8 protein-coding genes and 1 pseudogene are annotated in these 13014 nt (G+C 44.2%); 7 read left to right on the plus strand and 2 right to left on the minus strand.

All coding sequences use genetic code 11. The features are described from left to right. From ISX59_RS20885 to ISX59_RS20910, 6 genes and pseudogenes are all read left to right on the plus strand, one after another. A pseudogene (locus tag ISX59_RS20885) lies at positions 1-242 on the plus strand (hypothetical protein); the annotation flags it as partial. Positions 243-387: 145 nt separating this feature from the next. After that, positions 388-1761 (plus strand): sugar porter family MFS transporter, encoded by a 1374-nt coding sequence (locus tag ISX59_RS20890; RefSeq protein WP_005812555.1) that lies wholly within the window; start codon positions 388-390, stop codon positions 1759-1761. Between the two features lie 23 nt (positions 1762-1784). Beyond that, positions 1785-3437: a glycoside hydrolase family 172 protein gene (locus tag ISX59_RS20895; protein ID WP_220576247.1), complete on the plus strand. Its 1653-nt coding sequence runs from the start codon at positions 1785-1787 to the stop codon at positions 3435-3437. A gap of 51 nt (positions 3438-3488) precedes the next feature. Beyond that, positions 3489-6680 carry a TonB-dependent receptor gene (locus ISX59_RS20900; protein WP_032529723.1) on the plus strand — a complete coding sequence of 1064 codons (3192 nt, stop codon included), beginning with the start codon at positions 3489-3491 and terminating at the stop codon, positions 6678-6680. A gap of 11 nt (positions 6681-6691) precedes the next feature. Then, positions 6692-8437 carry a RagB/SusD family nutrient uptake outer membrane protein gene (locus ISX59_RS20905; protein WP_032540055.1) on the plus strand — a complete coding sequence of 582 codons (1746 nt, stop codon included), beginning with the start codon at positions 6692-6694 and terminating at the stop codon, positions 8435-8437. 16 nt (positions 8438-8453) lie between these two features. Next, positions 8454-8861 carry a DUF4945 domain-containing protein gene (locus ISX59_RS20910; protein ID WP_005782981.1) on the plus strand — a complete coding sequence of 136 codons (408 nt, stop codon included), beginning with the start codon at positions 8454-8456 and terminating at the stop codon, positions 8859-8861. A gap of 45 nt (positions 8862-8906) precedes the next feature. Here ISX59_RS20910 and ISX59_RS20915 read toward each other — a convergent pair whose 3' ends face one another. Both ISX59_RS20915 and ISX59_RS20920 read right to left on the minus strand, forming a co-directional pair. Then, entirely contained in the window at positions 8907-10106 is a 1200-nt protein-coding gene (locus ISX59_RS20915) for a class I SAM-dependent methyltransferase (RefSeq protein WP_122297099.1), read from the minus strand. A gap of 8 nt (positions 10107-10114) precedes the next feature. Continuing rightward, on the minus strand, positions 10115-10864 hold the full coding sequence (locus ISX59_RS20920; RefSeq protein ID WP_005782985.1) for a M15 family metallopeptidase: 750 nt from the start codon (positions 10862-10864) through the stop codon (positions 10115-10117). Between the two features lie 391 nt (positions 10865-11255). Here ISX59_RS20920 and ISX59_RS20925 point away from each other — a divergent pair, with 391 nt between their 5' ends. Continuing rightward, positions 11256-11993 carry an acyltransferase gene (locus ISX59_RS20925; protein ID WP_005812561.1) on the plus strand — a complete coding sequence of 246 codons (738 nt, stop codon included), beginning with the start codon at positions 11256-11258 and terminating at the stop codon, positions 11991-11993. The last annotated feature ends 1021 nt before the right edge of the window (positions 11994-13014 follow it).

The raw sequence follows: 13014 nt of genomic DNA on the forward strand, positions 1-13014 counted from the left end.
CTGATGCAACAAAGATAAGCCGCTTTTTTCATCTGTGCAAATCTTTTTACATCGTTTTAATTATCAGTCATTTATCTCTTCTTTTTGTATTCAGCGCACAGAGCAAAGACCGTGTTTCAAAAAACGAACGTCTTTTGAAACGTTACCTTCCTTTTGATAAAAGACAACCCACTTATTACAAGAATCATTTTTTTCCAAATGCTTCATTATTAGCTTTATCCTTTCGTTACATCAGTGGGTAACCGGATTGATAGTCTGCCGGTATTTTTGCCGGATGTTACCATTCTTATATTATTTGTTTCCTGCGTTATATCGCTTCTGTACTATTCTGGCTAACCTTGCATCAACAATCACACATCGTATAACTACTATAAATTTAAAATCAAAATGAACAGAGAGAACAAACCTTTATTCCTATATACCTTTATCACCGTCTTTGGTGGATTGATTGTGGGATTAAATATGGCAGGTATTTCCGGAGCCGTTCCTTTTTTACAGGAACAATTCATGTTGGATGATATGGCTTTGGGATTGGTGGTAAGTATTCTGACCGTAGGTTGCCTTTGCGGTGCTTTGCTGGGAGGAGGTTTCAGTGACCGTTATGGCAGGCAGAAAGTAATGTTCTCGTCAGCTATCTTTTTTATTGTTTCTTCTTTAGGTTGCGCATTGTCTGTCAATCTGGTTTCACTGCTGGTTTTTCGCCTGATATGTGGGCTGGGGATCGGCGTGATTTCTGCCGTAGCACCTATCTATATATCCGAGATTTCTCCTGCCCGGTTGAGGGGAACACTGGTCTCTTACAATCAACTGGCCATTGTGATAGGAATTCTGATTGCTTATATTGTAGATTATATATTGCTGGACTACGAGCGGAACTGGCGCCTGATGCTGGGATTCCCGTTCTTCTTTAGTGTAGCCTACCTGCTACTGTTGGTTATATTGCCCGAGAGTCCGCGATGGCTTTCGGCCCGCGGAAAAGCAGGCAGAGCCAGACAGGTGGCCAGTAAGCTGAACCTGGAAGCCGGTGAGATGACCGTGTCCGACACAAACACACAAGAAGGTAGAGATAGGATAAAGGTAACAGAATTGTTTAAGGGTAACTTGGCTAAAGTGGTTTTCATAGGTTCTATACTGGCCGCCTTACAGCAAATTACGGGTATTAACGTCATTATTAATTACGCTCCTTCTATTTTTGAGATGACAGGTGTTGCCGGGGATATTGCCCTTGTGCAATCCATCCTGGTGGGCGTGGTGAATCTGTTGTTTACCCTGATTGCTGTATGGCTGGTCGATAAAGTGGGACGCAAAATCCTGCTTCTCGCCGGAAGCTTGGGAATGAGTCTTTCGTTGCTTTATTTGGTCTATACCTTCGTTGTACCTGCTGCCAATGGCATCGGCGCATTGATAGCCGTGCTGTGTTACATCGGGTTCTTTGCAGCTTCGCTGGCACCGCTGATGTGGGTGGTAACTTCCGAAATCTATCCTTCCCGTATCCGTGGAACGGCCATGTCACTCTCTACCGGAGTAAGTTGGTTATGTACGTTCCTTACCGTTCAGTTTTTTCCTTGGATACTGAATAACCTGGGCGGATCGGTCGCATTCGGAATCTTTGCTGTTTTCAGCATTGCTGCATTCGCATTCATTTTATTTTGTGTGCCCGAGACTAAAGGAAAGTCGTTGGAGGCAATAGAAAAAGAATTGGGAGTGGATAAAGAAGCTGAAAAGACCGCAAAAGAAGAACATGCTTTCTCGAAAATATAATAAACACAAAATTAGATATAAGTATGAAACAAAGTAAAAGAAATGTATGGTTGTCCGTTTGCGCAGGACTCTTGTTTTGTTCGTGGGGATGCGGCTCTCAAGTGTCGGATAAGCCGGTAACACTGGAAACGCTGTTGGACGAAATGGTATCGGTGGAGGAGCAGGCGCTATATCCGGTTCCCTCTTATACTTGTCGTCAGGAAAGTAGTTATGACCGTGCATCGGTATCACCCGATTCTGCCGGTTGGTTTGCCAACAGCGATGGGTTTGGAATCAAGCGGGTAGATACGATAGCAGGCCGTATCGAGAAAGTAATGTTCGACGAAGTCGGACCGGGGGCTATCACCCGCATCTGGATTACTACTATTGACAAACGCGGTACATGGAGGTTTTATTTCGATGGTTCCGACCAGCCGGGCTGGATTATTCCCGCCTATGACCTGATGCGGATCAATGTGCCCGGACTGGGAAGAGGAATGTTGCAGGCACACACCAGCTATACGCCCGAAGGTAAGGGAGGAAATACCCTGTTCCTGCCTATCCCGTATGCCCGTGGATGTAAAGTGACGTTCGAAGACGAGCCGGGAGTGAATCCTACTCCAAAATATTACCACATCAACTTCCGTAAATATCCGGAGGGTACACAGGTGGAGACTTTCTCTAAAGAAGTGGTAGAGAGAGCAGCACAGAAAATAGCTGAAGTAGACGATCGTCTTCTCCATCCGATGGCCGGACGTAAAGGTGAAATGATCCGGGAGAATAAGAACCTTCTTTCTTCCGATTCACTGACCATTCCGCTGCCGACAGGTGAAAATGCGGTGTATGAAGTGAAGTTCAATATCCGTGTTGATAATCCGGAGCAATATGCGCAATTGATGCGGGAATTGGTGTTCAGTGCCACATTCGACGGGAAACAGACCGTATGGGTGCCCTTGAGTGATTTCTCCGGAGGTGGCATGGGTGCTCCCAAAGTGGATAGTTGGTATCTGACGTCCGACGGGAAAGGGAACATCTCCAGTCGCTGGTTGATGCCTTACCGCAAATCGGGAGTCTTGAAAGTACTGAACCTTTCTTCCCAGCCGGTTGATGCTGAACTGGAGGTAAACGTGGCCCCGTTGAAGTGGAATAAAGACCGGTCATTGTATTTCTATGCTTCATGGAGGCAGGAGAACGGTATCTACATCCATGATAAACCCGAAGAGGCCGATCAGTGTGTAGAATGGAACTTCGCTACACTGAAAGGAAAGGGGGTCTATAAAGGTGATTTACTTTCACTGTACAATCATGCTCCGTTGTGGTATGGCGAAGGTGACGAGAAAATTTGGGTAGACGATGATACTTTCCCTTCACACTTCGGCACCGGTACGGAAGACTACTATAATAGCTCATGGGCACCGGTAGTGCCTTTTTATACTCCATTCGGAGGAGCTCCGAGAGCCGATTTGGAAAGCTCTCACGGTTATAATGCTTTCTATCGCACCCGCCATCTGGATGGCATCCCTTTCAATAAGAGCTTTAAGTTCGATATTGAAATGCTGGGATGGAAACGGGGTGAGGTTGATTATGCCACTACCATTTACTGGTATGGTGATCCGGAGGCACAGGTATTTGGAACTTCAGGTATTGAAGAAGCCCGTCGGCAGCTGCTGCCTGCTGTCGAAGCTTCGGCAAACTGAAAAACATATGATAGTATTATTTAAATTTTTAATTAAATCTAATTGGTGAATATGAAACATGAAAGACCTTGCCTTGTGGCCTCCGGAAGTGACTGGCTGCAAGAAGTGTTGAGAAGGCTTTTGGTCTGGGTGGTTGTCTTGTTCTCGGGGACAATGATGGCATACGCAGGCAATCTGGATATCAACCAGGTGAAAGTCATTACGGGTACGGTGACCGAAAAGGAAACAGGTGACCCGCTGATCGGAGTAAACGTGTCGGTAAAGGGCACTTCGAAAGGTACGATTACGAATCTGAATGGTGAGTATTCGGTTGATGTGAATTCGGATAAAGATATTCTGGTATTCTCATTTATTGGAAAGGCTACACAGGAGAAAGCTGTGAAGGGATTAAGCAAGATCGACGTGGTAATGGCCGATGATGCCACGATGTTGGGCGAGGTGGTTATCCAGACCGGATATATGACGCAGCGCAAAGCCGATCTGACCGGTTCGGTTGCCATTGCTAATACCTCGGATTTGGCTCAGAATCCTTCGACTAACGCACTGAAGTCTTTGCAGGGAAAATTGCCGGGTGTATTTATTACTGCCGATGGTAGCCCCGGTGGAAATGCTTCGATACAGATTCGCGGACTTACGTCATTGAATGCACAACCCAACCCGCTGATCGTACTCGACGGATTGGCAGGCGATTATAACTTGAGGGACATCAACCCGGCGAACATTGAATCTATTCAGGTGTTGAAGGATGCTGCTTCGGCCAGTATTTATGGTTCGAGAGCTGCCGGTGGTGTGATCATTATCGAAACGAAGAAGGGTAAAAAGGGTGAATCGAAAATCAGCTACGAAGGTCGTGTACAGTTTTCCAAGTGGGTTAATAAACCCGACTTACTGAATACTGAAGAATATGGACGTGCCATCTGGCAGGCGTATGCCAACGATGACAAACTGGGTGAGATCAAACAAAGTGTTCGTTTCTTCGATTACGACTGGAGTTATGACGGTAACGGTTATCCGGTGCTTAACTCCGTGAAACCGGTGGAATGGCTGAATACAGCCAAGACTATGCGCTCGGCCGATACTAACTGGATCGACGAAATATCCCGTACCGGAGTATCGCAGAATCATCAGATCTCAGTATCGAGTGGTACTGAAAAATCACGTACTTTCTTCAACCTGGGTTATGAAAATACGGAAGGTATCCAGATTGAAACCTTCTGGAAGAAATATTCGGCCCGCTTGAATTCGGAATACGATTTATTGAATGGTCGTCTGAAAGTAGGTGAGAATCTGGAGTTGAACTACATGAACTATCGCGAAGCCAATCATACTCAGCTTGCAGCGAATGAACCCCCTATCATTCCTGTATATACCGAAACCGGTGGTTGGGGTGGTGCCTCTCTCGACGTGGGTATGGACGATTATCGTAATCCGGTGAAAGACCTTATCCTGGGGAAAGACAATGTCAATAAGTTCCTGAAGGTAATTGGTAATACGTATGCCGATTTGATGATTATCAAAGGTTTGAACCTGAGAACATCGTTCGGTGTAGACTATCGCGGTTCATACTATCGGGCAGTCGATAAAAAATGGGGTGAAGCAGATGGTTCGGGCCGTGATGAAAAATTTAATTATGTCCGCAATGATCAGACCCATTTCCTTGAATACCAATGGACCAACCAGATCAACTATAACGGGCAATTCGGAAAACACTCGATAGGAGCTGTAGTCGGAATGGAATTCACGAAAGCTGAAAGCGAAGCATTCTATGCGCGGAAAGACGGTTTGACCCTGGAAGACAGAGACTATGCTTTTTTGAGTTCGGCTACCGGCGACAAGATTACAGAGGCTACCGGTTCGGGTGATGCTTATGCTCTGTTGTCATACTTCGGTAAGTTTAACTATTCGTATGCTTCCAAATATCTGGCATCGGCAACGTTACGTTATGACGGTTCTTCCAAGTTCGGTGCTGATAACCGTTGGGCAGTTTTCCCAGCATTTTCGCTGGGATGGAGAATCAAGAACGAACCGTTCCTTGAGAATGTAGATTTTCTTTCGGATCTGAAATTGAGATTCAGTTGGGGGCGTAACGGTAACTCGGCTATCCCGAGTGGATACTTGCAAAGCAGCTATGTAGCCGATTATAACGGAACTTCTTATGCTATGAACGGACAGGAAAGCGGTTCTTTACAGTCTGGTTTCCGCAAATATCTCACCGGTAATTCGACACTGAAATGGGAAACGGTGACACAGACCAATTACGGTATCGATTTCGGTTTCTTCAATCAGAGCCTGGTCGGAACTATCGACTATTTTTATAAGAAAACAACCGATATGCTTTATTTACCCCCTTATATCGGTGCGTTTGGTGAAGGTGGAGATACTTATGTGAATGGTCCGAGCATGGAAAACCGAGGAGTTGAAATCTTGTTGACATACCGGAATAACCTTCCGTCCGGATTTAGTTACAGCATTACGGGAAACCTTGCTACCTTCAAGAATAAGATTACCGAATTGCCGGACAACGTGAGAAGTGTATATGGTGGAAACGGTATGTTGGACGATATTATCGGACGTCCTCGTAACTCTGTCTACGGATATGTGGCAGACGGAATCTTCAAAACTCAGGAAGAGGTGGACAACTCACCGCAACAGGCTGGAAAAGGTTTGGGACGTATCCGTTACAAGGACCTTGATGGCGACGGACGCATTACTCAGGATTATGACCGTACGTGGATTGGTGTCAGCGATCCGGACTTTACTTATGGTTTGAACCTTCAGGCTTCATATAAGAATGTAGACTTGGCTCTCTTCTTCCAGGGTGTACATGGCGGAGATGTTTGGGATTCATGGATTGAATACAGTGACTTCTGGAACATTCAGAATGTGAATAATACCAATCACCTGAAAGGCGTATTTAATGCCTGGTCTCCCCAGAATCCGGATTCTAACATTCCGGCTCTGTCTACCCGTAACACCAATGATGAAAAGCGTACATCTACGTATTTCCTCAAAGATGGTTCGTACCTGAAACTGAGAACAGTGGAATTGGGATACACTTTCCCGGAAAGTCTGGTGAAGAAAGCCATGATCAGCCGCTTGCGTGCCTATGTTTCGGCTAACAATGTATTCACTATCAAGAAATGGTGGGATAGCAACCGCTTCTCGGGTCCCGATCCTGAAATCCGTGACTTTGGCTATGTCATTCCATTTACCGCTACAGTTGGAGTTAATATAACCTTTTAAATAGAAATAGTATGAAAACCTTTTATAGTTTATTTCTGTCATCTGCCCTTTTGCTTTCCTTGTTGGTGACGAGCTGTGCCGACCAATTGAATATTAACCCTAAAGGGGTGCTGGCTGATGATTTATTATTAGGAAAGCCTGAACATATTGATGATTTTGTGACTCCGTGCTATTCGCTGATCCCTTATCTGCCCTGGTCGGAAGCTCATGCATGGTGGATGCATGGTTCCATCCGGTCAGACGATGCTTACAAAGGCGGATCGGGTGTAAGTGACCAGTCTGCCTGGCACGATATGGAAGTTTTCTCTTCTGTGACCGCTAATGTAGGCAATAATGACGGACCTTGGTTCAAGGGATATGTAGCGATATCCAGATACAATCTGGCACTCTATGCTCTGTCTAAAGTTACCGATGAAAACTATCCGTTGAAGGGCGTACGTACCGGTGAAGTGAAATTCCTGCGCGGAGCTACCTATTTCTTTATGAAGACTCTGTGGAGATATATTCCTTGGGTAGATGAAGAGAACGGAAGAACGGTGGAAGATGTGACCAATATCTCGAACCGGCCCAATGGTACTGATGATACATATTTGTGGGAACACATTGTGGCCGATCTGGAAGAAGCTGTCAGACTGTTGCCTGAAAAGCAGGAAGAGATAGGCCGTATCAATAAGAATGCTGCACGGGCTATGGCTGCCAAAGCGTTGTTGTTCATGGCATACAAGCAAGATGAAAGACATCAGGTAGTCGAGGTGGATAAGAAGATTCTGGAACGTGCCTTGGTTTATATCAACGAGATCACCGATCAGGAAGGTGGAAATGTAGGTTTATGTGAAGACTTTGCCGAAAATTTCTTGCCGGAATATGATAATGCTACCAAAGAAGCAATTTGGGAAATCCAGTATTCTATCAATGACGGAACATCAAGTGGAGGAAATACAAACAACGGTGCAGAATTGAATGCTCCTTCCTGGGAACCTTATTTCCCATGTTGTGACTTCCATAAGATGAGCTTTAATATGGCAAATGCTTTCAGAACTGATAAAGACGGTTTGCCTTTGTTCGATACGTTTAATGATGCGGAACTGAAAGGAAGATTCAAAGAGTATTTCAGTGAAAATACTTTCGATCCTCGTCTGAGTCATACAGCAGCCATTCCGGGATATCCTTATAAATATAATCCGGACTTGTTGTATGAAGAGAAGGCTTCCAGAAGCCCCGGTGATTATGGTTATCTGAAATCTGTCAAGGAATTGGTACCTGCCGGTTGCGATTGTATCATTGTAAACCGCAACTCAATGAACGTGAAACAAATACGTTATGCTGAAGTTTTATTGTGGAAAGCTGAAATTCTGATTCAGTTGGATCGCCATAAAGAAGCTCGTCCTATCATCAATAAGCTACGCGAACGTGCCAATAACAGTAGAATCCGTCTATTGATGGCAGACGGTACTCCTTATATGAATTATAAAGTTAGTTTATATACTGACGAGGCTGCATGGACCAAAGAGTATGCATGGAAAGCACTGATGTTTGAGAATCGTCTTGAAATGGCATGTGAGGGAAGACGCTTCTTCGATCTGCAAAGATGGGGAATTCTGGAACCTACGATGAATGCTTATTTCAAGAAAGAAAAAACTCGCTTCTCGTGGATGAATAATGCTGTCTTTGTTGCAGGAAGAGATGAATATAAGCCTATTCCTCAGCAACAGATGAACTGGGCGAAAGGAAATTATATACAGAATCCGGGTTACTAATAAAAAACAGACGATTATGAAAAGAATACTATATTTTTTCTCTGTGATGCTTTGTATACTTGCTGTCACAGGTTGTCAGGATCGCGATATCATTGATTTCAAGGATGGGGTTTCTTTGCCCCCGGTGACCGATTTGAAATCGTCACTATCACCTGATAATGAAGCTTTGATTGAATGGAAATTGCCTACAGCGATTCCGGAAGAGGTGGAACGTCCTTTATCCGTTTATGTTCAGGTTTACAAGGGGGCGGTGTTAGAGCATCAGATTTCTTTGGAAGGTGAGCCTACTTCGTGGGAATATACACTGAAAGAACCTGAATCGAAATACAGGATTGTGGTTAAAGTTCAGGGGATGTTGAAAGAAAAGCCTTATGGGCAGTCAGACGAGATTTATTCGTTGGGACAAACAGTTTCTATAAATTGATTGAGAGAAAGAGGCAGCGTCGGGACGACGTTGCCTCTCTTCATTTTATGCTTTCTCACATCGGATGATGATTTTTTTTTCATCGTTCAGGGTAGTAGCAAACAGATAGATATCACCTCCGTCAGCTATTTTTAGCCGTTTTCGTAGTTCTGCCACAGATTGTGGGAAGTTGCGGACAGTGAGGTTGGCTTTATCCACTTCATTTAAGAGATTCTTCAGTTCTTTTTTGTTGAGGCATGAGTAGCCGGTCACCCGGAAGATTCGGCCTGGAAATTCTTCTATCCGTTCATCCGAGGTGTAGAGATGGCTGTTGGGATGGAGCTTGCTTAAATGAAACGCAGAAGCGATGCTGCGGAAAGCACCGGCTTTGAGAATAGAGGCGTTGGGTTCATACAAGTAAGTACCTATTTTATGGGTGTAAGAGCAATCGGTGCTCTGCTCTGCTTCGCGCGTAAAGACGAAACTCTGTATTTTTCGGTTTGCAAAGTTGATGCAGACGATAGGCTGCGATAGGGTAGGCAGGATCGTCGGAGATGTCTTTTCGGATCGCAACATTAACAACAGTTCCTTACATTCGTTGTTGACGGAGATAATGTGGACCTCAGAAACATGCTTCATGTCCCGTATAGCCAGAGAAAGGTCGAGCATTGGGGAAAGTTTGATTATAACCTGTTGCCCTTTTTCAAGCAATAATTCCTCCAGTGCGGCTGCATTAGGTTCACAGTCGGATATGGCTACTGTTTTTCCGCCATGTTCATTGCGGCGTGCCGGGTCCAGGAAGATACAGTCTGTGGGCGACATTGTTTGCAAGTACTCTACTCCATCGGCATTTTGTACCCGGATCTGCTTTAATCCCAATAGTGGAAAATTGTGAGCGGCAATCTCGCAAAGTTCTTTTTGGCGTTCGATGTAGGTGACTGTTTTGAACCGGGCTGCGAGAAAAGCACAATCAATACCGAATCCGCCCGTAAGATCGACCAGCGTTTCTCCCTGCGCCAGTGAGGCTTTGTAGAGTGCGGTGATTTCCGATGAACATTGCTCCAATGATAAATGACGTGGATAAAGAAGATTTTCCGTAGCATGCCAACTTGGTATTTTTGAAGCGGCGGCTTGCCATCCGGCTATCTGGACGATAGCAGAGGACATGTCAACCTGGGGATATTTCTTTGCCTGTAATGCGAGGGAGCGTATATCGTCATTGCGATGCTCCCGGATAAACAGGACTGTTTCCGGAGAAAGGTACATATCTTATTTTAGTTTATAAGTTTATACTTTTGTTTTGCTTCGTCTCGGCTGCACAGGTTAAAGTGCCACCATTCGCTGGGGAGTGCACGGAATCCTGCACCTTTCATGACTCTTCTTAGTAGAATTCGGTTTTCGCGTTCTTGTTGCGTTATTTTTCCTTTTTTCACGAGTTCTGCTTCGTTTGTGATATGCGATGTTGCACCCATATAATCAACTTCGGTTCCCATAGAAAGTGGGTGCCCGAGAGAGTCTACTATGCCGATGTCTACTGCCAGGCCATAATTATGCAGTCCTCCTCCTCGTGCCGGATTAGATACATAGAAATATTTAGAGGTTCCTTTTACAACATCCCACATCTTTTTCTGAACGGACATCGGACGTGCTGCATCATAAATCACCAGGCGATAGCCAGGATGCTCTGCTTTGAGTAACAGGTGTGCCTGCAAAAGGGCTTTAGCTGCGTCCGGATGGAGATATGCCTCTTTCAAATCACCATAAAGAAGTTGACCGGTGAAATTATCCGGGGTGGCATACATCAGGTTGATTATGAATGTAGAGTCGAGTTCGGAGATATTTACCAGTCCGATTGAGTCCAGATAAAGAGCTGTTTGACTTTTGGCTGCAATCGGTTGTGGCTTTTCTGGGGCTACAAGATTTATGGAGTCCATAGGTACGGGATAGAACTGCGTTTCCTTATTCCGGCAAGAGGTTGTGATAAACAGTAATAGGATGAAAGTTGCTAAAGATCCGGGCTGCATATGATTTTTTTAGTTGAATTATTAAATGCAAAAGTATAAAAACATATGCGCATATTTTAGAAGTGAGGAAGTTTTTCGTTTTTAAGGCTTGTCCTATATGTACCTCATCGGATTTACAATGCATTATAAATTAGATTTTCCCGATAGCTTTTTTGAGTAAAAAGCATTAGTCTTTTCATCGTGCCTGTCTTTCCTGCCATACTTGTTTTCCTCTGATATTTGCTTTGAGAGGATCATTTGCTTTCGGTTTATTGTTGTAATCGTTAATTTACTTAAAATGAAGAAGATCAGGAGTAGGCTAATGAATGTGAAGCTATTCCTTTTCGTACATTTGGCAGAAAGGAGTAAAAGCTGTATTGCTACGAATGTAAACTATAGGATTTAGAATGATATGGAACATGTTAATGGTCAAAATAATGAAATTACATTGATTTTCCCACATAATCGGATTGACTGTATGGCTTCTCAGAACGAACGGTTTAATCGGATTATAAATCAAGCTAACATAACGATCATTGGGAATAACAATCACATTTCAATGTATTGCGATTCTGAAGATAGTGCGGAAGAATTGTTGCTAAGTGATGGATTTCTTCTGGTTGTAAAAGGAGATAATAATATAGTAAATATAGGGACGATTATTTTACGCTATTCTACCATATTGGGTATGACGGGATTGAAGCTTATCATTGGGCAACTTCCGGGGCTGGGAGCCGGTGTTTCAAGAATGGCTAATAATTGTCGGGTAGATATTGGAAATCGTGTAGTAATTAATGGCGTTACGTTATATTTGCAAGAAGATGATTCGTGCATCAGTATTGGAGACGATAGTCAGTTGAGCTGGGGCGTTGATATATGGTGTACCGACGCACATACGATAACGAATTTAGAGGGTGAGCCGATAAATTTTGCTAAGAGTATCGTAATAGGTAAGCATGTATGGATCGGAAAAGATGTGAAGGTTTGTAAAAATGTGAAAGTCTCTGATAATAGTATTATTGGTTGGGGGAGTATCGTAACGAGGGTATTTAATGAACCCAATGTAATTATTGCGGGTGTTCCGGCTAAAGTTGTAAAACAGGGAATTAACTGGGACCGTAGATGTATCAATAAGTATTTAAAAGGATGACTACTGTTAGTTGCAAAAGAAAAGTGAGGGTATGGGTAGAGGTAATTGTAAATAGGGGCGCTGCTCTCTATGGAGAGTCCTCTCTATTTACACAAAATCGTGGACAGTGCCTTTTCTGTCCTCTCCTCCGCGAAATGCATTTCTATCTTCCATCTTCCACCTTTTTCCATCTTTTTATCTGATTATCATTTATTTACCCTGGTGGAAGATTGCGTTTTCAGCCCGTTTATCTTCCACCTTCATCTTCCATCTTCCACCCTCTGCCATCGCTTGAAAATCTTTCTTAATTCCCTCGTATTCAGAATTATACTTTCTGTTTCTTGTCAGTTTTCCCTTTAAAAAGCATTTTCATATCCCCGCTTGTTTGCTTGAAAATGTTCTGCTTTTTTCCGGAAGTCCTTTGTTATTTGCCGCTTGGGATATTCTTTGCTCCCCGTCCGCCCCATTTCCTGTCCGCTATTCCCTTTCTCCCGCCTTCCTGAATAGACGGTGTCTGTCCTTTACCTTGTCCTCCCGCCTTTCCTTCCGCCGGCACTTTCCCTCAAGCATGGTCTGTCCGAAGAATGCGTTGCCTTGACGCTAACTCCCAATGTGGACCCCCGTAACCTTGAATGCGGGTTACATTTACCAACCGGGGTAAACGCTTTTACATGCCGAGGTAAATGGCTTTACATGCTGAGGTAAATGCTTTTACATGCCCGGGTAAATGGCTTTACATCAAGAATAAAGCTATTCCCTTTCTCCCGCCTTCCTGAATAGACGGTGTCTGTCCTTTACCTTGTCCTCCCGCCTTTCCTTCCGCCGGCACTTTCCCTCAAGCATGGTCTGTCCGAAGAATGCGTTGCCTTGACGCTAACTCCCAATGTGGACCCCCGTAACCTTGAATGCGGGTTACATTTACCAACCGGGGTAAACGCTTTTACATGCCGAGGTAAATGGCTTTACATGCTGAGGTAAATGCTTTTACATGCCCGGGTAAATGGCTTTACATCAAGAATAAAATTCAGGTAAATATACTCTT

This window comes from Bacteroides sp. FSHCM14E1 (genome assembly GCF_019633785.1).
GTDB lineage: Bacteria > Bacteroidota > Bacteroidia > Bacteroidales > Bacteroidaceae > Bacteroides > Bacteroides hominis.